Here is a 24,475-nt window from a genome sequence, read left to right on the forward strand (position 1 = left end):
ACCCCCCCGGCGCACCGGCCGCTAGGCTTCGGCTTCCACCAGGCGATAGCCCACCCCGGGCTCGGTCAACAGCAGCCGAGGTTCCGAAGGTTCCGCCTCCAGCTTGGCCCGCAACTGTGCCATGTACAGGCGCAGATAATGGGTGTGCGCGGCAAATTCAGCGCCCCAGACGTCGACCAGCAGGTGACGGTGGGTCACGACCCGCCCGGCGCTGCGCACCAGCCGGGCCAGCAACGCAAACTCGGTCGGCGTCAGATGGACCGGGCGGCCATCCCGCTGCACGCGCTGCGCCACCAGGTCCACCGCCACTCCGCCGTGCTCGTAGAACGTCTGCGCCGCCTGCACCGTGGTGCCTCGGTGGCGCAGCGCGACCCGCATGCGGGCCAGCAACTCGCCCACGCTGAAGGGTTTGACGAGGTAGTCGTCGGCGCCGGCATCCAGCAGTCGGATCTTCTGTCCGTCGGCCTGGCGTGCCGAGATCACCATCACCGGCACGGCATGGCGGCGCCGCAACGCGCTCAGCAAGGCCTCGCCATCGCCGTCCGGCAGGCCCAGATCCAGCACCACCAGATCGGCCGGTGCGCCGTCGGCGCGGTGCGGATCCAGCACCGGCGCATGCGTCAGCAGGGCCAACCCTTCGGACAAGCTGGCCGCCGTCAGCACGTCGTAGCCTTCGACGACCAGCGCGTCGCGCAAGGTCTTGCACAACTCGCGATCGTCCTCGACCAGCAAGACCCGCAGCGTCATGGCGCAGCCTCGCCAGGCAGCAAGCCCAGCTCAGCCGACTCGTCGTCCTCGGGCGGCGGTGGCGCCGGGCGCACCGGCAGCAGGCACTCGAAGCTGCTGCCCCCATGGCCCCGGGCGCGCAGCCGCAGCTCGCCCCCGTGGGCATGGGCGATCGCCCGGCAGACCGCCAGTCCGACGCCGGCCCCCCGGCGGGCCAGCGCCTCGCGCGGCGCGGCCACGGCGCCCCCCACCGCTCCGGCGCCGCGGTGAAAGACCTCGAAGATGCGCTCGCGCCACGCCGGGGCGATGCCGGGGCCGCGGTCGCGCACGGCCAACACCACCTGATCGGCCAGGCGACGCACCAGCACCTCCACCGGCGCCCCGGCCGGGCTGTACTTCAGGGCGTTGTCGATCAGGTTGTCCAGCATCTGTCCGAGCAACAGGCCGTCGCACCACAGCAGCGGCAAGTCGGGCTCCAGCCGGGCGTGCACGCGGCGCTCCGGATCGTGACGGCGCACGCGACCCAGCACGGCGCCGACGATGTCCTCGGCCGATTCCCAATCGCAGCGCAGACTGACGCCAGGCGCGTCCAGCCGCGCCAGCTGCAAGGTGTTGTCGGTCAGGCGGCTGAGTTGCTCGGTCTCGTCGACGATCGAGCGCGCGAGGCGATGACGCTGCGCGACGCTCAGCCGTTCGGCCTGGGACTCCAGCGACGAGGCTGCGCCCATGATGGTGGCCAGCGGCGTGCGGTAGTCGTGCGAGATCGCGGCCAGCAAGGCATTGCGCACCGCCTGGGTCTGCGCCTGTTCGCGTGCCGCCGCCTCGTCGCGTTCATGGGCCATGCGCTGCAAGGCCAGGCCCAGCTGGTCGCACAGCGCCTGGGCGTGGTTGCGAAGCGCCTCGTCGGCGTGCCGCACCGATCGCCCCCGCACCAGCGCCGCGCCCAGACACAGGCCGCGGCCGCGCAAGGGCAGATACCACTCGGGCAGTTCGGAATGGCGTCCGGTGCCCGGGCCCATCGCCGCGCCTTGGCGCTGGCAGTGCCGCAAGCCGGCGCGCTGGTCCGCGTCGACGACGCCTACCAGCACCTCGTCGTCGCCCGTCTCGGAGCCTGGCTCGGCACCGGAGCGCCGTCGCGCCCGACCGCCCAGCACCATCACCACCGCTGGCTCGCCGCCCAGGCCGCTCAACAACTCCTGCAGCGTGCCGGCATGCACCGTCGGATCGTCCGCATCGCGCAGCCGGTCGCCCCAGGTCCGCAGCTGTTCGGCCTGCACCGCCAGACGCCGGGCGCGCTCCGCCTGGCGCTGGCGGGCCGCCATCAGGGCCGCCACGATCCCGTTGAGAATCAGCATCGCGCACAGCAGGACCGCATGCTGGGTCAGGTCGACCGAGAACCCGTGGCGCGGCGGCACGAAGGCCCAGTTGAACCCCATCACCGACAGCGCACCGAGCAGCAGGGACGCGGAAACCGTCAGCCAGAGCGTCGCCAGCGCCGACGTGGCGACCAGCACCATGGCCAGATTGGACAGGTCGAAGCGCCCGTCCAGCCACAGCATCAGACCCCAACCGGCGGCCCAGATCGCCAGGCCGGGCACGCTTCGGCCGAGGCGGGCCGCGAAGGCGGGAGACGAGACAGGTTCAATCGGCATGGCCCGGAGCTTAGCCGCGGCGGCGTCAGGATTGCATCAGGATCCGAAAGCGCCGCAGCGCCGGCGCGGACGCGGTGGTAAGGTCGGGACACACTTCAGGACGTCGCGCCATGACCACCCCCACGCCCACGCTGCCCGCCGCGTTGCGCCGCGAAGCCCTGCGTCAGGCCTTGCCCGACACCGTCAGCCTGCTCAAGCGCTGCCGCGCCGCCGAAGTGTCCGAGGGTGACATCGACGACTACGTGGCGCTGAACTGGCTGGAATGGAACGGCGGCAGCCTGCGCCTGACGACCACCGGCGAGAACCTCTGCCGCCAGCAGATTCAACGCGACACCTGAGCGGGCCGCGCCGTCGAACGGGACGCACCCGCACCGGCGCCAGCCGTCAAAGAAAGCGTTCCAGCAAGCGCCGCGACGGCCGGTCCAGCGCCAGCAGGTCGCGCACCCGGAAGACGATGCCGTGGCCGCTGGTGATCAGCAGGCTGGCACGGTGGCCCGGCAGGCGACGGATGTCCTCCTCGGCCTTGAGCACCAATTGGGTCGATCCCCGATCGGTGTCGACCTCCCAGGTGCTGGGCGTCGAAAAGGTCGAGACCGAGCGCAACCGGCGGATCTCGGGCACGAATTCGCGCTGCGCCAGGTCCTCCTCGATCAGGCCGCGTTCGGCTGCCGGCACGTCGTCCAGCCGGTCGATCCAGGCCAGCTCGCGCCCGTCGCCGCTGACCAGCGACACGCCCTCCTGCGGCGCCGCGATCGGGAACGCGCGCACCGGCGTCACACCGACGTGCTCGACGCCCTCCGGACCGAGAAAGATCAGCTGCCCCAGCGGGTCGCGGCGGAGGCGGAAAACGGGTGCGCTGGCAGAGGTCATGGGGGTGTCGGCGCGTCAGGCGCCCGCAGCAGTATGGGCCGAAGGTTGCGGCAACTGGTGGGCCAGCAGCACCGCGTCGTGGTCGTCGCGGCCGCTGTCGTCGGTTTCAGCCTTGCGAACCTGCGCCATGTAGAGCCGCCAGTACGCACCCTGCCTGGACATCAGCTCGTCGTGCGGGCCCACTTCCACGACCTCGCCGCGGTCCATCACGACCAGTCGATCGGCCTTGCGCAAAGTCGACAGGCGGTGCGCGATGGCGATCGTCGTGCGGCCCTGCACCAGGTTGTCCAGCGCCTTCTGGATTTCCTTCTCGGTCTCGGTATCGACCGCCGAGGTCGCCTCGTCCATGATCAGGATCTTGGGGTCGATCAGCAGCGCACGCGCGATGCTGATGCGCTGGCGCTCGCCGCCCGACAGCCCCTGGCCGCGCTCGCCCACCAGCGAGTCGTAGCCCTGCGGCAGGCGCAGGATGAATTCGTGCGCATGGGCGGCACGGGCCGCCGCCACGATCTGCGCGCGGGTCGCGTCCGGTCTTCCGTAGGCGATGTTCTCGGCGATGGTGCCGAAGAACAGGAACGGCTCCTGAAGCACCAGCCCGATGTGGCGGCGGAAATCGGCCACGCCGATGCGGCGCAAGTCGATGCCATCGGCCTTGATCGAGCCGTCGCTCACGTCGTAGAAGCGACAGATCAGGTTGACCAGGGTGCTCTTGCCCGAGCCGCTGTGGCCGACCAGTCCGATCATCTCGCCGGGCCGGATCTGCAGGCTCAGGCCCTGGATCACCGAGCGGTTGCCGTAGCGAAAGCCGATGTTCTCCAGCACCAGCCCGCCCGACAGGCCTTGCGGCGGCAGCGCCACCGGATCGGCCGGTTCGGGCACGTTCGACACCTGATCGAGGATGTCGAAGATGCGCTTGGCGCCGGCCGCCGCCTTCTGCGTGACCGAGACGATCCGGCTCATCGAATCGAGGCGGCCATAGAAGCGCCCCATGTAGGCCAGGAAGGCCGACAGCACACCCACCGTGATGTGGTGGTGGCTGACCTGCCAGATCCCGAAGGCCCAGACCACCAGCAGGCCGACGTCGGTCAGCAGCGAGACCGTGGGGGTGAACAGGCTCCAGGTCTTGTTGAGCCGGTCGTTCACCAGCAGGTTGGCCTGGTTGGCTTCGCGAAAACGCGTCGCCTCGCGCCGCTCCTGGGCGAAGGCCTTGACCACGCGGATGCCGGGAATGGTGTCCGACAGCACGTTGGTGACCTCGCCCCAGACGCGGTCGATCTTCTCGAAGCCGGTGCGCAAGCGGTCGCGCACCAGGTGGATCATCCAGGCGATGAAGGGCAGCGGCAGCAGCGTCACCAGCGCCAGCCAGGGATTGGCCGTGAACAAGATGGCGGTGATCATGCCCAGCATCAGCACGTCGGTGGCGAAATCCAGCGCGTGCAGCGACAGGAAGACCGAGATGCGATCGGTCTCGCTGCCGATGCGGGCCATCAGGTCGCCGGTTCGCTTGGCGCCGAAGTAGTCGAGCGACAGGCCCAGCAGGTGTTCGAAGGCCGTGGTGCGCAGGTCAGCGGCGATGCGCTCGGACACCAGCGCCAGCAGCCAGGTGCGGATCCAGCCCAGCCCCCAGGCCAGCAGGGCCGAGCCCAGCAGTCCCGCGAGCAGCCACAGCACCAGGCCGGTGTCGATGCGCTGCCCGCTCTCGAACGGGATCAGCACGTCGTCCATCAGCGGGATCGTCAGGTACGGCGGCACCAGGGTGGCGGCGGTGGACGCCAGCATCATCAGAAAACCCAGCAGCAGACGCCCCTGGTAAGGCCTGGCGAAACGCCACAGCCTCAACAGCACCCAGGTCGACGGCGGGCTGTTCAGCTCGCGGTAGCAGACGGGGCACTCGTCGCTGTCGTCGGGCAGCGGGGCGTGACACGAGGGGCAGCGGGTCGGGTCCTCGCCCTGGGCCGGCAGGCCGCTGGCGCGCGCCTGTTGCAACTGCTCGAAGCGCCGGGCCAGGCGCAGGGCCTGCACGTTGACCGCCAGCGTGAAGCGCCAGACGGCCAGCCGCTGCCGGCCGTCGCTCAGCTCCAGGGTGCCGACGCCGGCATGGTCGCCGTGGCGCAGCACCCGCGCCGGGCTCAGCTCGAAACCCTGCCACGCGCCACCGCCCACGCGGGCCCACAGCCGGCGATCGGTCAGCAGCAACTGGCCGGGCGAGAAATGAAGGCGATCGTCGAGGTCAACCGACAGGCTGGCCAAAACGTTTTCCCCGTCTTCCAGCGGTGCCGAGGCCCCTGCGTCCACGCGGCTCGGAGGAGACTCGGAAAGGTGTTGAGGCATCGTGGAAGGTCGGAACGCAAGCGTGGCAAAGAGCATGATTTTCCGTCAAACGCGGTTCGGCGCAGAACCCGGTCGCCACTGAACCGCCGGTACGGCTCGAATCCAAGCGCAAAATCCGCCCCGCACGGCCGCGTGCACCCTCCCCTTCACCAGGCCCCCGCCCGCGACGGCCTGCCCCCAGCCCGCCACACTGCCCGTCCATGACCGACCGGAAAAAAGACATCGAGCTCCAGCGCGTCACCTACCTGCGCGGCCCCAACATCTGGACCTACCGGCCGGTGATCGAAGTCTGGATGGACCTGGGCGAGCTCGAAGACTTTCCGTCGAACCAGTTGCCGGGCTTCACCCAGCGCCTGCTGGCCTGGCTGCCGGCGCTGGAAGAACACCACTGCGGCGTCGGCGAACGCGGCGGCTTCCTGCAGCGCCTGCAGGAGGGCACGTGGTCGGGCCACATCCTCGAACACTGCGTGATCGAGCTGCTGAACCTCTCGGGCATGCCCACCGGCTTCGGCCAGACCCGCAGCACCTCGCAGCGCGGCGTCTATCGCATGGTCTTCCGGGCACGCAACGAACAGGTCGGCCGCACCGCGCTGGCCCAGGGCCATGCGCTGCTGATGGCCGCAATCAACGGCGATGCCTTCGACGTGGACGCCGCGGTGGCCGCCGTGCGCGAGGCGATCGACGACTGCTACCTGGGGCCGTCCACCGCCTGCATCGTCTCGGCGGCCACCGACCGGCGCATCCCGCACATCCGCCTGAACGACGGCAACCTGGTGCAACTGGGCTATGGCGCGCGCCAGCGCCGCATCTGGACCGCCGAAACCGATTTGACCTGCGCGATCGCCGAGGGCATCGCCGGCGACAAGGACCTGACCAAGACCCTGCTCAAGGCCTGCGGCGTGCCGGTCCCCGAGGGCGTCGTGGTGAACAGTCCCGACGAGGCCTGGGAGGCGGCGCAGGACATGGACGCCCCGGTCGTCGTCAAACCCAGTGACGGCAACCACGGCCGCGGCGTGACGCTGGAGCTGACCGAGCGCGCCGACATCGAGGCCGCCTACGCCTTTGCGCTGCGCCATGGCAGCGAGGTGCTGGTCGAGCGCCACATCCGCGGCAACGAGCACCGCCTGCTGGTGGTGGGCGGCAAGGTCGTCGCCGCCGCCCGCGGCGAGAGCGCCTGGATCACCGGCGACGGCCGCAGCACCGTCAGCCAGCTGGTGGACAGCCAGATCAACGCCGACCCGCGCCGCGGCAGCACCGAAGCCCATCCGCTGAACCGGCTCGACGCCGCCCAGGACGGGGCGATCGGCCTGGACCTGCAGCGCCAGGGCCTGACCGCCGACGCCGTGCCGGCCGCCGGCCGGCGGGTGCTGGTCCAGCGCAACGGCAACGTCTCGATCGACTGCACCGACGAGGTCCATCCCGAGGTGGCCTACCAGGCCTCGCTGGCGGTGCGCACGGTGGGCCTGGACATCGCCGGCCTGGACCTGGTCTGCGAGGACATCTCGCGGCCGCTGGCCGAGCAGGGCGGCGCGATCGTCGAGGTCAATGCCGGCCCGGGCCTGCTGATGCACCTGAAGCCCGCGGTGGGCCAGCCGCGCCCGGTCGGGCAGGCGATCGTCGAACACTTGTTCCCCGAGAACGAGCACGACGCCCATCCGGGACGCATTCCGATCATCGGCGTGGCCGGCAGCCGCAACACGGCGCTGATCGCCCGCGCCATCGCCTGGCTGATCCACCTCTCGGGCCAGCCGACCGCGCTGGCCTGCGAACAGGGCCTGTTCCTGGGCAGCCGCCGCATCGAGCCGGCCGGCCAGCCCCACTGGGACGCAAGCCATCGCCTGCTGATGAACCGGGAGGCGCGCGCCGCGGTGTTCGAGAACGGCGCCGCGATGATCCTCGACGACGGCCTGCCCTATGACCGCTGCCATGTCGGCGTGGTCACCGATCTCGACGGCTGGCAGGGGCTGGAGCGCCACGACCTGCACGCGGCCGACGGTCTCTACAAGGTCCTGCGCACCCAGATCGACGTGGTCTTTGGCGATGGCGTGGGCGTGCTCAATGCCGCCGACGAGCGCATCGCGGCGATGGCCGAGCTGTGCGACGGCGAGGTCCTGATGTACGCCGTCGAGCAGCCCGGCCAGGCGCTGCCGCCCGCGCTCACGGCCCACCTTGCGCAGGGCGGCAGGGCCGCGGTCCTGCGCCACGGCCAGGTGCGGCTGCTGGGCCCGTCGGCGGACCAGGCCGGCCTGGACCTGCACGCCCTGTTGGCCCGCCGCGGCTTGGCCGGCGACGCCGGTCTCGCCGAGGCGCTGCTCGCTGCCACCGCGGTAACCTGGGCCTTCGGCATCACCCCCGAACTGATTGCCGCCGGCATCGAGACCTTCGACCTGCGCGCGCCGCGCTGAACGCCCGCCTCCTCCACGCCCCCCGACGTCGGACCCGACACGCTCATGGACATCTCCCGCATTCGCGCCCTGCGCGGCCCCAATCTCTGGAGCCGGCACACCGCCATCGAGGCCATCGTGGCCTGCGACACCGCCGAGCGCTCGCTGAGCTCGCTGCCGGACTTCGAAACCCGCCTGCGGGCCTTGTTCCCGGCGCTGGGCCCGCTGCGACGCCCGCCCGACCAGATCTCGCTGGCCCACGTGCTGGAAGCGACGACGCTGGCGCTGCAAGCCCAGGCCGGCTGCCCGGTGACGTTCAGCCGCTGCACCGAGACGGTCGAGGCCGGCGTCTTCCAGGTGGTGGTCGAATACTCGGAGGAAGAGGTCGGCCGCAAGGCACTGAAATCCGCCGAAGCGCTGATCCATGCGGCACTGAAGGCCGACGACGGCTTCGACACCGCGGCCGCGATCGCCGCGTTGCGCGAACTCGACGAGGACATCCGCCTCGGCCCGTCCACCGGCGCGATCGTCAACGCCGCGGTCGCACGCGGCATTCCGTACCGGCGCCTGACCAGCGGGTCGCTGGTGCAGTTCGGCTGGGGCAGCAAGCAACGTCGGATCTGGGCCGCCGAGGTCGATTCCACCAGCGCGGTGTCCGAGTCGATCGCGCAGGACAAGGACCTTTGCAAGACCTTGCTCAGCGCCGCCGGCGTACCGGTGCCGGTGGGCCGGCCGGTCGACAGCCCCGACGAGGCCTGGCAGGTCGCCCAGGCGATCGGCCTGCCGGTCGTGCTCAAGCCGCAGGACGGCAACCAGGGCAAGGGCGTGACGGTCAACGTGATGACGCGCGAACACCTGGAGATCGCCTACAAGGCGGCCGAGGAGATCGGCCACGTGATGGTCGAGAAATACCTGGCCGGCAGCGACTACCGCCTGCTGGTCGTCGGCCACCGCCTGGTGGCGGCAGCACGGCGGGAGCCGCCGCATGTGATCGGCGACGGCGTGCAGACGGTGCGCGAACTGGTCGATCAGGTCAACGCCGATCCGCGCCGCAGCGACGGCCACGCGACCTCGCTGACCAAGATCCGATTCGACGACATCGCGGTCGCGCGCCTGCAGATCCAGGGCCTGACGCCGACGTCCGTGCCGGCCAAGGGCCAACGGGTGCTGTTGCGCAACAACGCCAACCTGTCCACCGGGGGCACCGCCACCGACGTCACCGACGAAGTCCACCCCGAGGTCGCCGCGCGCGCCGTGGCCGCGGCGCAGATGATCGGGCTGGACATCTGCGGCGTCGACGTGGTGTGCGAGGGCGTGCTGCGCCCGCTCGAGGAGCAGCGCGGCGGCGTGGTCGAGGTCAACGCCGCCCCGGGCCTGCGCATGCACTTGTCGCCCTCGTTCGGCAAGGGCCGCGCGGTGGGTGAAGCCATCATCAACCACCTCTACCCGCCCGGCGACGACGGCCGCATTCCCATCATCGCGGTCACCGGCACCAACGGCAAGACCACCACGACCCGGCTGATCGCCCACCTGTTTGCCGCCGACGGCCTGCGCGTGGGCATGACCAACACCGACGGCGTGCACGTGGGCGGCCGGCAGATCGACTCGGGCGACTGCTCCGGGCCGAAGAGCGCGCGCAACGTGTTGATGCACCCGGACGTCGATGCCGCGGTGTTCGAGACCGCCCGCGGCGGCGTGTTGCGCGAGGGCCTGGGCTTCGACCGCTGCCAGGTCGCCGTGGTGACCAACATCGGCGCCGGCGACCATCTCGGACTGAACTACATCACCACCGTCGAGGATCTGGCGGTGCTCAAGCGCGTGATCGTCCAGAACGTGGCCGACAACGGCTATGCGGTGCTCAACGCGACCGATCCGAACGTCGTCAAGATGGCCGCCACCTGCCCCGGCGGCATCATCTACTTCGCCGCCGACCGCCACCACCCGGTGCTGGCCACGCACCGGGCCCAGGGCCAGCGCTGCGTGTTCGTCGACGACGGCCACATCGTGGCCTCCGAAGGCAACTGGCGCGAAGGCGTGCTGCTCGGCGACATTCCGCTGACCCGCGGCGGCACGATCGGCTTCCAGGTCGAGAACGCGATGGCGGCGGTCGGCGCCGCCTGGGGCGCCGGCCTGCACTGGGACGCGATCCGTGCCGGTCTGGCCAGTTTCGTCAACGACGCCGACAACGCCCCCGGCCGCTTCAACGTGATGGACTACCGGGGCGCCACGCTGATCGCCGACTATGGCCACAACCCGGATGCGATGCGCGCCCTGGTACAGGCGGTCGAGGCCATGCCGGCACGCCGGCGCTCGGTGGTGATCAGCGGCGCCGGCGACCGCCGTGACGACGACATCCGCGAACAGACCCAGATCCTCGGCCAGGCTTTCGACGACGTCATCCTGTTCCAGGACGCCTGCCAGCGTGGCCGCCAGGACGGCGAGGTGCTGGCGCTGCTGCGCCAGGGTCTGGAGGGCGCGCCGCGCACGCGCTTCGTCGACGAGATCCGCGGCGAGTTCGTGGCCATCGACGCGGCGCTGGCCCGGCTGGAGCCGGGCGACCTGTGCCTGATCCTGGTCGACCAGGTCGACGAGGCGCTGGCCCACCTGGCCCAGCGGGTGGCGCAGGACGCGCCGGCGACCCCGGCCTGAGCGGCGCGTGGACACGCGTCAACGCAGCGCACGCAGGCGTTCGAGCTTGGCCGCGTAAAGCGCCCGGTCATCCTGGCGCGTGCTCAGGCGCAAGGCCTGGGCCAGCTGGTCGCGGGCGCTGGCCAGGTGGCCCAGGCGGGCGTCGACCACCGCGAGCCAGAAATGAAACTCGTCGTTGTCCGGATCGCGTTCGATCTCGCGTGCGAACAGGCTGCGCGCCTGCGCCCACTCGCCGGCCCGATAAGCAGCCAGACCGCGCTCGAAAAAGGCGAATGGCGGATCCGGCTGGCGCCGCGCCAGTTCGGCCGCCAGCGCGTCGGCCCGCGCGAGATCGCCGGTGGCCCGTAGCGCACCGGCCAGATTGGCCATCAGGTTGAGGTCATCGGGCGAGCGCTGCAAGGCCTGCTGGAACGCGATCACCGCGGTGTCCGGATGGCCGCTGCGGGCATAGATGACGCCCAGCGTGTTGTAGGCGGTTGCCAGGCCCGGGTCGCGGGCGATCGCTTCGCGGGCAAAGGCATAGGCGTCGGCCAGCGTGCCGGTCACCAGCGATTCGGCCGCCCGGTTGTTCAGGTACATCGCGACCACGGTGGACGGGTCGATCGGGCGGACCCGGCGCCCCGCCAGATCCGACGGCGGCAGGAAATCGACGACCAGCGTGTCCTCACCCGGCCGCATCGTGCGCTCGATCGGGCCGGCACGCGGTCCGAGCACGAGATCCACGTGCGCGGCGGCCACGAACAGGCCCCCGTGGCGGCTCCAGTTCTCGTCGACCTCGACCTGCTGGAAATGCACGTCGATGTCCATCGCCTGGGCGAAGGCCGCCGTCATCACGACCAGGGAGAGGCAATTGCCGGCGCGGGCGTCGAAAGCCTGCGCGGCATTGCGGGTCAGCACCGCGTCGTAATCGAGCCGCAGCGCGCCCCCTTTTTGCAGGGCCCGCAGCAGCGCCCGTTCGCGCCGGGGGGCGCCGCGGTTCAACTCGGGGTGCGCCGCCAGAAAGTCCCGCATCGCCGGGCTCAGGGCGAACAGGCGGTCGGCGTCGGCCGTCTTGGCCGGCGCCGAGAACGCGCCATCCAGGAACAGGCCGGGCGGAGGCGGCGGGGCTTGCGGCGTCGCGCACCCGGCCAGCCCCAGCCCGAAAGCGGCCAGGCACAGGGCCAGACCCGCGGTGCGCACTGGGCATCGCCGCGCTCGCGATCCGATCCGGACCTGGGCCATCGCCTTGCTCCTTGCGCCGCAGGCCAGCGGTGGCATCGCGAACGCCTGCCACCGATGCCCGGCGCACCCTGCAGACTAGGCGCATCGCGCGCTGCGATCAAGAGCAGGGTTTCTCGGCGGCGCGATCGCCCGGCTGCGGCGGCCCGCACGGGGAGGCGATCGAGGCGGCCCCGGCGGGCCGCTCCGTCAGAGCGTGTGCTCCAGCGTCAGGCGCACGGTGGTGCCGGCATGCAGCCACTGGCCCAGGTGATAGGCCATGCCGGACGCCTCGACCGTCTGGCCGGTGCTCTCGTCCGGATGCAGCAGGTTCTCGACCCCCAGGCGCCAGTGGATGCCGGGCGACGGGGCCCAGCGCGCATACAGGTCCAGGGTGCGCGCGTAGGTGGCGTAGGCCAGGCGTGCCGCCGATTCGCGCTGCGGCCCGCCGGCCGACCAGGCGTAGCTGCCCCCCCACGCCAGTGCCTCGCCGGCGAGGCGCTGATCCAGACCCAGCGTCAGCGTCAGCGGGGTCTGATCGGCCAGGCGGTTGTCGGGGCCCGGCACCGCGTCGACCCGCGACCGGTTCCAGCCCAGGCTGGCGCGCACGTCCAGGTCGGGCGCCGTGGGCCAGCGCTCGCGCAACGCCCACTGCGCATCCACGGTGAGGCCCCAGGCGCGGGCACCGCCCTGGTTCGCGCGCACCAGCAGCCACTCGCCGTTCTGCTCCAGCAACTGGTCGACGATCACGTTCTGGATGCGCTTGAGGTAGGTGTTCACGCCGATCTGGCTGCGCTTGCCCAGCGGGTGGTCCCAGCCCGCATCCAGCCCCCATGACAGCTCGGGCCGCAAGTCCGGGTTGCCCTGCCAGTCCGGCGTGGTGGGCGTGTTGTCGGCGGTGACGTAGCGGCGCGGCATCAGGTCGCGCGGCGTCGGCGGCTTGTAGCTGCGCGACAGGCCGAGGCGGATCTGGTCGACCCGGCCCGGTACATGCCACAGGGCCTGAAGCACCGGGCTGAAGACGCTGGAGACGCTGCTGACGGCCGGCAGCGTGCGCCCTTCACTGAGCGTCTGCAGGCCTTCCCAGCGCAAGCCGGGCGTCGCGGTCCAGCCCTGGCCCAGGTCCCACTCGTCCTGGACGAACCCGGCCAGGCGGCGGATGTGCGCCTGATAGGCCTCGTCCAGATTGTCGACCGGCAGGCCGCCGGGCAGCGGCCGATCGGTCTGCACGCGGTCCTCGCTGCGCTGCTGCTGTTCGGCATCGAAGCCGCCGCTCAGCGCATGCGACGCGCCCAGCGGTTGGCGCCAGCGCCCGGCCAGGGTCAACCCGGCATCGGTGGCCAGGGAGTCGACCCGCTCGCTCTTGAGCCACAGGCCGAGCGCATCGTGGCCGTTGAAGTCGGCGCCGGAATGGCGGCGCTGCCAGGTCAGGCCCAGCTTCAGGCTCGCGGTCGCGCCGTCGTCGCGGCTCAGCGCCCAGTTCAGGTGGCTGCGCCACTGGGCATTGGTGGCACCGAGCTGAAGCAGGTCGGTGGCATAGAGCGGCGGCGTGCCGGCCAGGCTGTCGCGCTGATCGGCCGACGACATCCGCGAATGCACCACGCGCACCAGGTGATCGGTGCTCAGCGTCTGCCGGGGCGAGAGCGTCCAGGTGGCCTGCGGCGTCAGCGTCAGGCTGTCCTGGGTCTCGGCCTCGCGCTTGTCGGTGCGGTAGTCCTGCTGCGTCACACCGGCGGCATCGGTGGTCCACTGTCGCCACACGGCGGGCCAGAGGGAGCTGTCGCGCGCCACGCCGAGGCCCAGACCCCAGGCGAGAGCGCCGTCGCGGTCGCCGACATGGCCGTCGACGCGGGTCTTCGCCTGCCCCAACTGGCAGCCTTCGCTCAGCTTGAGGCTGCGCTCGGCACGGCGCGGCAGGCGCCTCAGCACGAGGTTGATGCTGCCGGCGATCCCTTGCTGGCTCTGGTCGGCGGTGGCGGCGCGCAGGACCTCCACCCGCTCGACCGCCTCGGGCGACAAGGTCTCGAGCGAAAAGCCCGGCGGCACCGGCTCGCCGTCGAGCAACAGCTGGGTGTGGCCGCCCCCCAGGCCGGCCAGCCGGATCTCGGGTGCACCGGAGCCGTTGTCGACCACGGTCACACCCGGCACCCGGCGCAGCGCCTCGGCGATGCGGGTGTCGCCCTGGCGCAGCAGCTCGGCGCGCTCGACCACCACCACCGCGCCCACCGCCGCCCGCCGCGCCTGCAGCGCGCCAGATCCCTGCACCTCGATGCGCTGGACAGGGGCGGCCGACGCCGCCGTCGCCGGAGCCTCGACCTGGGCCAGCGCCGCTTGGCCACCCAGCCACGCGGCCACACCGACCCCCACCGCCCGCGAGCACGCCATCACGCCTCCCAGCGTTACCTTTTGATACCGGCAGCTTACCCGAGCGAGGTCCGGGTGCGGCTCCGGATCGGCCCCAGGCCAGCGGGGGTCGGCGTCGCGACGTCGGTCACCGACCCTCGCAAGTCGCCGCGGGCACGGCACTCGACGCGGGGCCCGCCGGCATCCCGCCGCGTCAGGCCGGTGAAAAGGCCTCGCCGGTCTGCACCGCCCGCAGCAAGGCAGTCATGTTGGCCGAATGGCCCCGCAAGGCATGGGTGCGGATGATCGGCCGCAAGCCGCCGTCGCGGCTGGAGGGCACGCCCGCGTCGTCCCAGGCCTTGTGCAGGCGGCGGCACACCTTGTCCAGCGCCGCCGGGTCCGCCGTGTGCAGGATGGCGGCCAGTTCGGTCTGTCCCACCCGCGTCACCAGATCGCAGGTCCGCAGGTAGGGCCGCGCCAGCCGGGCCAGGCGATCGCGATGGGCCGACACGGCGTGCACGTCCTGCGCGCCCTCGCCCTGGCAGAAATCCATCCACAGCACGCCCACCCAGTCGCTGGCGGACCAGCAGCGCTTGGCCTCGCGCTGCGCCAGGGCCGCCAGCGCGGCCAGGCTGGACACGGTGCCTATGGGCGCGACCACGCTGCTGCGGGCGGGTTCGGTGAAGGCCGGAATCACGCGATCGAACATGAGGTGGGGCGGAAGAAGTGAAGAAGGTGGCATGGCTGACCCGTTCAGAACCTGGCCCGAGCGCCTGGGGGGATCCCGCGGCGCCATCGGTCTACCTGTCAATACGCAGCGCGGCGCGCCCTCCCGACATGGCCGGCGATTTGTTACATTCCGACCCGCTGTATGACCGACATCACCCTTCTGCTGAAAGCCGCCGGCGACGGCGATGCGCTGGCCGCCGACCGGGTGATCGCCCTGCTCTATGCGGACCTGCGGCGCCTGGCGCGCAGCCGCCTGCGGCAGTCCGGCGACCTGACGCAGCTGGACACCACGGCGCTGGTGCACGAGTCGTATCTGCGCCTGCGCCGCGCTGACCACAGCCAGTTCGAGGACCGCCGCCATTTCCTGGCCTACGCGGCGCGGGTCATGCGCTCGGTGGTGGTCGACCTGATCCGAGCCCGGCAGGCCGACCGGCGTGGCGGCCCGGCGCTGCACGTGACGCTGGACACGGCCCTGGGCGATCAACTGTGGCAGCACGAAGACGAGGTGCTGCGCCTGCACGAGGCCCTGCAAGCGCTCGCGGTGCACGAGCCGCGCCTGACGCAGGTGGTGGAGATGCGCTACTTCGCCGGACTGTCCGAGGCCGACATCGCCGACAGCCTGGGCGTCACCGAGCGCACCGTGCAGCGCGATTGGCAAAAGGCCAAGCTGTTCCTGGCCGCGACGCTCAAAAGCGGATGACCCCGTTCGATCCCGCGCTCTGGCCGCGCCTGAGTCCGCTGCTCGACGAGTGGCTGGACCTGCCGCCGCCGGAGCGCGCCGCGCGCCTGCAGGCGCTGCGCGACAGCGATCCGGCGCTGGCCGAGCAGATGGCCCTGCTGCTGGCGCAGACCGCCGACCAGGCCCTGGACCGCCTGCTGGAGCAGCCCGCCCTGCCCCACGGCGGGCACCACGAGGGCCAGCGCATCGGCGCCTACACGCTGGAGCGCGAGCTGGGGCATGGCGGCATGGGCAGCGTCTGGCTGGCCCATCGCACCGACGGCCATTACGACGGCAGCGTGGCGATCAAGTTCCTGCATGCCGGACTCCTGGGCGACGAGGCGCGCCAGCGTTTCGCCCGCGAAGGCCGCCTGCTCGCGCGCCTGGCCCACCCCAACATCGCCCGCCTGCTGGACGCCGGCCTGGGCGACAGCGGCCAGCCCTACCTGGTGCTCGAATACATCGACGGCCAGCCGATCGACCGTTATTGCCGGCGACGGCAGCTCGATCTGCCGGCGCGCCTGCGGCTGTTCCTGGATGTGCTGGCGGCCGTCTCGCATGCCCACAGCCGCCTGATCCTGCACCGCGACCTCAAGCCCGGCAACATCCTGGTCAGCGCGGACGGCGAAATCAAGCTGCTGGACTTCGGCATCGCCAAGCTGCTGCGCGACCCGCTCGACACCGCCGAAACACTGGACCTGACACGCCACCAGGGCAGCGCCTTCACGCCGCACTATGCGGCGCCCGAGCAGATCGAGGGCGGCGACGTCAGCACCGCCACCGACGTCTACGCCCTAGGCGTGCTGCTGTTCCAGTTGCTGACCGACCGGCACCCGCTGCTGCCCCCCGACGGCAGTGCGCTGGACGCGCTGCGCGCCGTGCACACCGAGGCGCCGCGCATGTCGCAGCTGCTGCGCACGCAACGCCAGACGGGCGACACCGGCGTGGCGGCGCCGCAGATCCGGGCGCTGCGGGGCGACCTGGACACCATCGTCGCCAAGGCCTTGAAGAAGACCCCCGCCGAACGCTACCCCTCGGCCGCCGAACTGGCCGACGACCTGCGCCGCTGGCTGGCCCATGAACCGATCTCGGCACGGCCCGACAGCCTCGCTTACCGCAGCACGCGCTTCGTGCGCCGCCACTGGCTGGCGCTGGGACTGAGCGCCGCCGTGCTGCTGTCGTTGAGCGGCACGCTGGGCCTGGTGGCCTGGAAGTCGGTGGAACTGCGCCACCAGCACGAGCAGGCCGAAGGCCTGGTCGAATTCATGCTGGGCGATCTGCACCAGCGCCTGCAGGCCGTCGGCCGGCTGGACGTGCTGGACGTGGTGGGGCAGCGCGCGCTGCAGTACTACGCCGCCCAGCGCCCCGAGGAGATGGACGCCAACGCGCTGGGCCGGCGCGCCCGCGCGCTGCACCTGATCGGCGAGATCGCCGACCAGCGGGGCCAGCTCGACCAGGCCGAGCGCCTGTTCCGCCAGGCCGCCGCCAGCACCGCCGCGCTGCTGGCACGCTCGCCGCACGACGCGCAGCGCCTGTTCGACCACGCGCAAAGCCAGTACTGGATCGGCTACGCGGCCTGGCGCCGCGGCCAGGCCGCCGAGGCCGAAACCGCCTTCACCGCGTACCGCCAGCTGGCCGATCAATTGCTGGCCCAGGCGCCGGACAAGCCCGAGTGGCAGGCCGAGAAAGCCTGGGCCCTGAACAACCTGGGCGTGGTCTGGCTGGAGCAGGGGCGCCTGGGCGAGGCGCGCCAGGCGTTCGAGGCGGAGACGGCCCTGTGGCGCACCCAGCTCCCGTCGCGGCCGCAGGTCGCCTACGACCTCGCCATGGCGCTGGGCTGGCTGGCCGACGTCCAGGTGGCGTCCGACGAACCCCAACGGGCCGAGCGGACCTTGCGCGAGAAGCTGGCGGTCCTGGAAGGCGGCCCGAACGCCGCCAGCGATCGCCATGCCGCCGCCCAGCGCGCCGTCACCTGGAACGACATCGCCCGAACCCAGATGCAGCAGGGCGACCCGCAGGCGGCCCTCGACAGCGCCGGTCGGTCCGTCGCCGCGTGGAACCCGATCGAGGCCCAGGATCCGTCCAACCTGGAGTGGCAGGGTGAGGCCGGCATGGCGCACCTGACCCTGGTCGAGGCGCTGGCCTCGCCACCCCACGCGGACCTGGCCGCGGCGCGAGCCGAGTTGCGAGCGCTGACCGGCCGGATGCACCGCCTGGCCAGCAGCGGCGCCCAGCGCTGGCGCTTGCTGCTGCCCGCACGCTGGCTCGATGCCCGCCTGCGCTGGGCCGACCAGCCTGGCCTGCTGCCGGAGGTGCTGCGTTTTCTGCACGGGCTCCCCCCTGCGCTCAAGCAGCCCGACGAGATCCGCGACGTGGTCGAACTGGAGCTGCACACCGGAGAACGCCTGGACCGGGAGGGGCGAGACGGCGACGCGCGCGCGCTGTGGCAGCGCGCGGCACAGCGCCTGCAGGCCCTGCCGCAGACCGCCCGGGCGGAGGGGCACACGCGCGCACTGGCGGACGAACTGCAGTCGCTGCTGGATGCCGCTCAAGTCCGCCCTGCGCCCCGCCGATAAGCCGGGCACCCCGCCGACCTCGGCTTCCGGTGGGGTCCGCGTCCTGCGGGGCGTGCGCAGGCGAAGTCGCAGGTCCCCTGTTCCGATCACACCCATGAGCAACTCGAACTCCGACGACGTCGTCAGCGTCCTGGTCACGCTGGATCCCGGCAGCGGCCTGCCGGTCTGCACGCCCAACCCGGTGGTGGTCACCGCGCCCGACACGCTGATCGTCTTCAGGCTGGACGCCGCGAACCACCAATTCCCCAGCGCCGATGCCGTGGTGGTGAGCGAGCCGGGCGACGATTTCCCCTACCCCTGCTGGCGGACCGACAGGCACACGGTGGCCTTGTACGACGCCGCCGACGACAACCTCAGCTTCCGCTACACGGTGACGGTGATCAACACGTCCACCGGCGAGCCCGTCCGCGTCGATCCAGGCATCTCGAACCAGAGCCTCGGCCATGACCGCGCCGCCAAGCCGACCTGACTCCGCGGCCCCGCTGGCCTCGGCGCTCAGGCCGCCGGCGTGCGGATCAGATGGTCGAAGGCGCTCAGCGCCGCCTTTGCGCCTTCGCCGGCAGCGATGACGATCTGCTTGTAGGGCACGGTCGTCACGTCGCCGGCGCCGAAGATGCCGGGCGCGCTGGTGGCGCACCTGGCGTCGATCACGATCTCGCCGAAGCGCGACAGCTCCACCGCGGATCCCTTGAGAAAGTCGGTGTTCGGCACGAGCCCGATCTGCACGAACACGCCGGCCAGTGCCACATGGTGTTCGACGCCCGTGGCGCGTTCCTTGAACGACAGGCCGTCGACTTTCTGGCCGTCGCCGGTGATCTCGGTGGTCTGCGCGTTGACGTGGATCTCGACGTTGGGCAGCGACTTCAGTTTGTTGACCAGCACCGCGTCGGCCTTGAGCTGATCGGCGAATTCGATCAGCGTGACGTGCTGCACCACGCCGGCCAGATCGATCGCCGCCTCGACGCCGGAATTGCCGCCGCCGATCACCGCCACCTTCTTGCCCTTGAACAGCGGGCCATCGCAGTGCGGGCAGTAGGCCACGCCCTTGGTCCGGTATTCGGCTTCGCCGGGAACGCCCACGTTGCGCCAGCGCGCGCCGGTGGCCAGGATGACGGTGCGGCTGTGCAACACGGCACCGTTGTCCAGCCGCACGCCGGCCAGGGCGCCGGGCGCCGCGGCCGGCTCCAGCGCCGCCACCCGCTGGCCGGTCATCACGTCGACCTCGTACTGGCGCACGTGGGCTTCCAGCGCCGCAGCGAACTTCGGCCCCTCGGTCTCGGGCACCGAGACGAAGTTCTCGATCGCCAAGGTGTCCAGCGTCTGGCCGCCGAAGCGCTCGGCCACGATGCCGGTGCGGATGCCCTTGCGCGCGGCATAGATCGCCGCGGCGGCACCGGCCGGACCACCGCCGATGATCAACACGTCGAAGGCCTGCTTGGCGTCCAGCTTGGCGGCGTCGCGTGCCGCCGCGCCGGTGTCCACCTTGGCCAGGATCTCGGCCAGCTCCATGCGGCCCGAGCCGAAGGCCTGGCCGTTCAGGAACACCGCCGGCACGGCCATGATCTGGCGCGCCTCCACCTCCGGCTGGAACAGGCCGCCGTCGATCGCCACGTGGCGGATGCGCGGGTTCAGCACCGCCATCAGGTTCAGCGCCTGCACCACGTCCGGGCAGTTGTGGCAGGTCAGGCTCATCCAGGTCTCGAAGGCGAACTCGCCGTCCAGAGCGCGGATCTGCTCGATCACCTCGGGCTCGACCTTGGGCGGATGGCCGCCGGCCCACAGCAACGCCAGCAGCAGCGAGGTGAATTCGTGGCCCATGGGCAGCGCGGCGAAGTGCTGGCCCATGTCCTGCCCAGTGCGGGTGACCTGGAACGAGGGCCGGCGTTCGAACCTGCCGTCGAAACGGGCCGTGATCTTGGCCGGCGCGATGGCGGCGATCTCGGTCAGCAGCTCGCGAATGTCAGACGCGCTGGCGGAGTTGTCGAGGCTCGCGACCAGCTCGATGGGCTGCGTGATGCGCTCGAAGTAGGTGGCCAGTTGGGCCCGGGTGGTGTCGTCCAGCATGCTGCGGTCCTTGTGCGGTGGCGTGTTCAGGCGAGGTCGTTCCGACCTGATCGAAAGCACCCGGAGCGCGTGGCCGCCGATGCTTTCAACCGGGTCTGATCCGGGGACGGACAGGCCGCCGGCCTGCCGTCGAAACCGGGGTCACGGGGCGACCGTGACCGAAGCGAGGGGGAACCGACGCGACCGACCCGGGCTTGCGCCGGGTCGCTCGGGTGGCTCCAGCCGCTTCAGATCTTGCCGACCAGATCGATCGACGGGGCCAGCGTCTTGGCGCCTTCCTTCCACTTGGCCGGGCAGACCTGGCCGGGGTGGGCGGCGGTGTACTGCGCCGCCTTGAGCTTGCGCAGGGTTTCCGAGACGTCGCGGGCGATCTCGTTCGAGTGGATCTCCAGCGTCTTGATGATGCCGTCCGGATTGATCACGAAGGTGCCTCGCAAGGCCAGGCCTTCTTCGGGGATGTGCACGCCGAAGGCATGGGTCAGCGTGTGGGTGGGGTCGCCCACCAGCGGGAACTTGGCCTTGCCGACGGCGGCGGAGGTCTCGTGCCAGACCTTGTGCGAGAAGTGCGTGTCGGTGGTGACGATGTAGACCTCGGCACCGGCCTTCTGGAACTCGGCGTAGTTGTCGGCCGCGTCCTCGATCTCGGTCGGGCAGTTGAAGGTGAACGCCGCCGGCATGAAGATCAGCACCGACCACTTGCCCTTCAGGCTCTGCTCGGTGACTTCGATGAACTCGCCCTTGCCGCCGCGGTTGACGAAGGCGGTGGTCTTGAACGGCTGGACGGGGGTGTTGATCAGGGACATGGGTCTCTTTCTGGAGGGGTTGAAGGAAGCGGGTGACATACCTGCGACGGAGTGAATGTTATGTGCAGCGCGGCATGTTGTGGATTGATTGATGGAATGACGACGATAGCTCCTCTCTATTCATTCCCGTCCCCTCGGCCACCCGCTGCCGTGCCACACTGCGCAGGTGAATCCGCTTCCAAGCCCTGCTGTCCCAGCAGCCGCGTCGCCCGCCGCACCGCGGCCGTCGGGCGTGGAGGCCTGTCCGCGCTGCGGCGGGCGATTTGACTGCGGCGCCGACGGCCCGCAGCCCTGCCACTGCGTCGCGATCACGCTCAGCGCCGAGTTGCAGGGCCACCTGCGCGAGCGCTATGCCGGCTGCCTGTGCCCGGCCTGTCTGCGGGCACTGGCCGCTGGCGCGTCGATCGACTGAGCCCGCGGTCCGTCAGGGCGAGGGCAGCGGGCCCAGCGCCAGCATGCGCCGCAGCAGCACGTCGAAACGCGCCAGGTCGATCGGCTTGGCGACGTAGTCGTCGAAACCGGCCTTCAGCGCCCGTTCGCGATCGCTGGGCATCGCGTTGGCGGTCACGGCGACGGCGGGAATGCCGCGGGTCCGGTCGTCGGCCCGCAACGCCGCCAGCACGCTGTGGCCGTCCAGGTCCTGCAGGTTGATGTCCAGCAGGATCAGGTCCGGCCGGTGCGCGCGCGCCAGCGCCAGGCCCTGCCGCCCCGAGGTGGCGGCCATCATGCGCAACCCGGGATGGCGGCCGATCAGGCTGTCCATCAGGCTCATGTTGGCCGGGTTGTCCTCCACGTACAGCACCATGCGCAGCGGTCCGGCCGGTACGCCGGCCTCGCCCGCCAGGTCGGGCTCGGCGGCCACCGCGGGTGCCGCCGGCGCGCTGCCGCGCGGCAGATCGACCCAGAACTCGCTGCCGTGGGCGACCTCGGTGTTGACGCCGATGCGCCCTTCCATCAGCTCGACCAGGCGCCGGCTGATGCTCAAGCCGATGCCCGTGCCTTCGACCGGCCCCTGTTCGGCCCCCAGCCGGTTGAACGGCTCGAACAGCAGCGGCAGCTTGTCGGGCGCAATTCCCGGGCCGTCGTCGCGCACGACGATGCGCAGGCGTTGCCCCTCCAGGCCGACGGCGCCGACCCAGACGCGCCCCCCGCGCCGGTTGTACTTGACCGCGTTCGAGACCAGGTTGACCAGCACCTGCTTGAGCCGGGTGCGGTCGGCCCGGACGACCAGCCCATCGAGGTCGCCCAGTTCCAGCCCCACCCCGAGCGGATCGGCCAATGGGTGCATCAGCGTCAGCACCTCGCGCACCACATCGGCCAGCGACAACGCCTCCAGCGACAGGCTCATGCGGCCCGATTCCACCTGCGCCAGATCCAGCACCTCGTTGATCAGGTCCAGCAGATGCTTGCCGGCATGGCGGATTTCGCCCACGAAGCGCAGCGGGCGCGGCGGCAGCGCCGCTTCCATCTCCAGCAGCTGCGAAAAGCCCAGGATCGCATTCATCGGCGTGCGCAGCTCGTGGCTCATGCGCGAGAGGAATTCGCTCTTGGCACGACTGGCCTCCTGCGCCGCGTCGCGCGCCTGCACCAGTTCGTGCGAGCGCTCCTGCACCAACTGCTCGAGTTCGTCGCGGTGCCGCGCGAGTTCGCGTTCCGCCTCTTTGCGCCGGGTGATGTCCTCGACGATGATGAAGACCCGGCTGACCTGGCCCTGCTCGTCGCGCAGGCCTCGCACCGCCACCGCGGCGTACAGGATCTGGCCGTCCTTTCGCAGGTAGCGCTTGTCGATCGTGTAGCCGTCGAGCTGCCCGGCCGTCAGCTGCGCCCGCAGCGCCTCGTCCGCAGCCCGGTCGTCGGGATGGGTCATCGCCACCGGCTGAATGGCCCGCAGTTCGCCGAGGGGGTAGCCCAGCATTTCGCACAGCCGGGCGTTCACGCGCCCCCAGCCCTTGCCCGGGGCGCTGATCGCCATGCCCACCAGGCCCGCCTCGAAAAAGTGGCGGAAGCTCGATTCGCTTTGCTGAAGCGCCAGTTCGGTCGTCTTGCGATCGGTGATGTCGCGCGACAACAGGATGAAATGGGGCTTGTCCGCGACGCCGTGGCGCTTGCGGGTGACCGACAGTTCGAACCAATGCCGGCCATGGGCCAGATCGAGCTGCATCTGCGCCCCGCGCGAGCTGCCTTCGGCTTCGGCCTGGGCCAGTGCGGCCATCACCACCTCGGCCGCGTCGGCCGGCATCGTTTCGCGCACGGTGCGGCCCATGAACTGCTCTGGCGGCACGACCAGCAGGTTGGCCTGGACCGCCCGGTAGTCGAGGTAGCGCCCGTCGCTGTCGAACTCGAACAACAGGTCGGGAATGGCCTCCAGCGTCGCCGCGTGCTGCGCCAGCGCCCGCTCGGCCGTGCGGCGTGCTTCGTCCAGATCGGTCAGGGAGCGCGAAAGCTCCACCGTCCGGATCGCCACGCGCCGCCGCAGCGCGACGTTCCACAACACCAGCAAGCCCGTCAGCAACAACCCGCCGGCCAGGCCGTAGGCGCCGTAGCGCAGGTAGGGCGAGTCGCGAGCATCGTCCAGCGGGGTGCCGAACCACTTGCGGTCCAGCGCCTGCCGCTCGGCCGGGCTGATCTGGTCGAACCCGCGTTCGACCAGGGCCAGCATCGCGGCATGGCCCTTGCGCACCGCGCGATGAAATTCGCCCGAATACAGCGGCCTCGAGCGGCGAAAGCGCTTTTCCGCGCCGGCTTGATTGAGCAGGAACACCGCCGGCGGCTGGTCGACGCAGAACACCCGCACGTCGCCCGCGATCGCGGCCGAGATGACCGCGGAATAGCTGGCATAGCGCTTCAGGCTGTCGACCCCGTGCAACTGCAGCACGTCGATGCAGGCGTCGCCGTCCTTGACGCCCACCGTGAAGCCCTTGAGGCTGTCGGCGTCGACGATGCCGCTGATGCTCCGATGGAAAAAGAGCGGCACGTCGATCTTGGCGTAGGCCGGCGTGAAGTCGTAGATCTTCTCGCGCGCCGGGGTCTCGAAGATCGTGTCGATGACATCCGCCTGCCCGGCCTGCAAGGTCTGCTGCGCCTTGTCCCAGTCCATGGCCTGGAGGTGGACCGCCACGCCGGTGTGCTGCGACCACAGCGCCCAGTCGTCCTTCAGCAGGCCCTGCAACTGGCCGTGCGCATCGCGGAAGCTGAACGGCGGGTAGTTGTCATCCAGCACCACCGTGATGGCCGCGGGTTCCGGCGCAGCCGATGCGCCGGTCTGCGCCGGGGCAGGCCCGGCGACGGCGCAAGCCCAGGCGCCCAGCACCAGCCAGAACGCCGCACGCCGCCACGCCGGCAGGCGCCGCGACGGAACGCCCACCCGATCCGGCACACACGTCGCCGCAAGGTCCGCGCTGATCGCGGTCGAGATCATTGAACACCTTCCACC

At 71.0% G+C, this 24,475-nt stretch carries 17 protein-coding genes; 7 read left to right on the forward strand and 10 right to left on the reverse strand.

The window, feature by feature from the left end; all coding sequences use genetic code 11:
• Nucleotides 1-21: 21 nt before the first annotated feature.
• Nucleotides 22-747, reverse strand: coding sequence for a winged helix-turn-helix domain-containing protein (locus AC0N04_RS01415; protein WP_474277866.1), 726 nt, complete (start codon nucleotides 745-747; stop codon nucleotides 22-24).
• Nucleotides 744-2,378, reverse strand: a complete 1,635-nt coding sequence (locus AC0N04_RS01420; protein WP_474277868.1) for a sensor histidine kinase — start codon at nucleotides 2,376-2,378, stop codon at nucleotides 744-746. Before AC0N04_RS01420 ends, AC0N04_RS01415 begins: the two co-directional genes overlap by 4 nt.
• Nucleotides 2,379-2,488: 110 nt before the next feature.
• On the opposite strand from AC0N04_RS01420, the gene AC0N04_RS01425 reads away from it, so the two are divergent.
• Complete coding sequence (locus tag AC0N04_RS01425; protein WP_474277870.1) at nucleotides 2,489-2,716, forward strand: hypothetical protein; 228 nt, start codon at nucleotides 2,489-2,491, stop codon at nucleotides 2,714-2,716.
• A gap of 46 nt (nucleotides 2,717-2,762) precedes the next feature.
• On the opposite strand, the gene AC0N04_RS01430 is transcribed toward AC0N04_RS01425, so the two are convergent.
• Both AC0N04_RS01430 and AC0N04_RS01435 read right to left on the reverse strand, forming a co-directional pair.
• Nucleotides 2,763-3,248: a cyanophycin metabolism-associated DUF1854 family protein gene (locus AC0N04_RS01430; RefSeq protein WP_474277872.1), complete on the reverse strand. Its 486-nt coding sequence runs from the start codon at nucleotides 3,246-3,248 to the stop codon at nucleotides 2,763-2,765.
• A 15-nt stretch (nucleotides 3,249-3,263) separates the two neighbouring features.
• A complete protein-coding gene (locus AC0N04_RS01435; protein WP_474277874.1) occupies nucleotides 3,264-5,579 on the reverse strand; it encodes a cyanophycin metabolism-associated ABC transporter in 2,316 nt (771 codons plus the stop codon).
• A gap of 200 nt (nucleotides 5,580-5,779) precedes the next feature.
• Between AC0N04_RS01435 and AC0N04_RS01440 the strand changes: the two genes are divergently transcribed.
• Complete coding sequence (locus AC0N04_RS01440; RefSeq protein ID WP_474277876.1) at nucleotides 5,780-7,984, forward strand: cyanophycin synthetase; 2,205 nt, start codon at nucleotides 5,780-5,782, stop codon at nucleotides 7,982-7,984.
• A gap of 45 nt (nucleotides 7,985-8,029) precedes the next feature.
• Nucleotides 8,030-10,612, forward strand: coding sequence for a cyanophycin synthetase (cphA, locus tag AC0N04_RS01445; protein ID WP_474277878.1), 2,583 nt, complete (start codon nucleotides 8,030-8,032; stop codon nucleotides 10,610-10,612).
• Between the two features lie 18 nt (nucleotides 10,613-10,630).
• Here the strand turns inward: cphA and AC0N04_RS01450 are convergent, their stop codons facing one another.
• The 3 genes from AC0N04_RS01450 to AC0N04_RS01460 form a co-directional block, all read right to left on the reverse strand.
• On the reverse strand, nucleotides 10,631-11,791 hold the full coding sequence (locus AC0N04_RS01450) for a tetratricopeptide repeat protein (protein WP_474277879.1): 1,161 nt from the start codon (nucleotides 11,789-11,791) through the stop codon (nucleotides 10,631-10,633).
• Nucleotides 11,792-12,019: 228 nt separating this feature from the next.
• Nucleotides 12,020-14,194, reverse strand: a complete 2,175-nt coding sequence (locus AC0N04_RS01455) for a TonB-dependent receptor plug domain-containing protein (protein WP_474277881.1) — start codon at nucleotides 14,192-14,194, stop codon at nucleotides 12,020-12,022.
• Between the two features lie 172 nt (nucleotides 14,195-14,366).
• Nucleotides 14,367-14,861 carry a hypothetical protein gene (locus AC0N04_RS01460; protein ID WP_474277883.1) on the reverse strand — a complete coding sequence of 165 codons (495 nt, stop codon included), beginning with the start codon at nucleotides 14,859-14,861 and terminating at the stop codon, nucleotides 14,367-14,369.
• 162 nt (nucleotides 14,862-15,023) lie between these two features.
• Here AC0N04_RS01460 and AC0N04_RS01465 point away from each other — a divergent pair, with 162 nt between their 5' ends.
• From AC0N04_RS01465 to AC0N04_RS01475, 3 genes are all read left to right on the forward strand, one after another.
• Nucleotides 15,024-15,581, forward strand: coding sequence for an ECF-type sigma factor (locus tag AC0N04_RS01465; RefSeq protein ID WP_474277885.1), 558 nt, complete (start codon nucleotides 15,024-15,026; stop codon nucleotides 15,579-15,581).
• On the forward strand, nucleotides 15,578-18,175 hold the full coding sequence (locus AC0N04_RS01470; RefSeq protein WP_474277887.1) for a serine/threonine-protein kinase: 2,598 nt from the start codon (nucleotides 15,578-15,580) through the stop codon (nucleotides 18,173-18,175). The genes AC0N04_RS01465 and AC0N04_RS01470 overlap by 4 nt, the downstream gene beginning before the upstream one ends.
• Before the next feature lie 94 nt (nucleotides 18,176-18,269).
• Nucleotides 18,270-18,644 (forward strand): hypothetical protein, encoded by a 375-nt coding sequence (locus AC0N04_RS01475; RefSeq protein ID WP_474277889.1) that lies wholly within the window; start codon nucleotides 18,270-18,272, stop codon nucleotides 18,642-18,644.
• A gap of 26 nt (nucleotides 18,645-18,670) precedes the next feature.
• On the opposite strand, the gene ahpF is transcribed toward AC0N04_RS01475, so the two are convergent.
• Nucleotides 18,671-20,239 (reverse strand): alkyl hydroperoxide reductase subunit F, encoded by a 1,569-nt coding sequence (ahpF, locus tag AC0N04_RS01480; RefSeq protein WP_474277891.1) that lies wholly within the window; start codon nucleotides 20,237-20,239, stop codon nucleotides 18,671-18,673.
• 227 nt (nucleotides 20,240-20,466) lie between these two features.
• Nucleotides 20,467-21,042, reverse strand: a complete 576-nt coding sequence (gene ahpC / locus AC0N04_RS01485) for an alkyl hydroperoxide reductase subunit C (protein WP_474277893.1) — start codon at nucleotides 21,040-21,042, stop codon at nucleotides 20,467-20,469.
• A 232-nt stretch (nucleotides 21,043-21,274) separates the two neighbouring features.
• On the opposite strand from ahpC, the gene AC0N04_RS01490 reads away from it, so the two are divergent.
• A complete protein-coding gene (locus tag AC0N04_RS01490; protein ID WP_474277895.1) occupies nucleotides 21,275-21,454 on the forward strand; it encodes a cysteine-rich CWC family protein in 180 nt (59 codons plus the stop codon).
• 12 nt (nucleotides 21,455-21,466) lie between these two features.
• Here AC0N04_RS01490 and AC0N04_RS01495 read toward each other — a convergent pair whose 3' ends face one another.
• Nucleotides 21,467-24,460, reverse strand: coding sequence for an ATP-binding protein (locus AC0N04_RS01495; protein ID WP_474277897.1), 2,994 nt, complete (start codon nucleotides 24,458-24,460; stop codon nucleotides 21,467-21,469).
• Nucleotides 24,461-24,475 lie beyond the last annotated feature (15 nt).

It is taken from the genome of Ideonella sp. sgz306126, assembly GCF_056032705.1.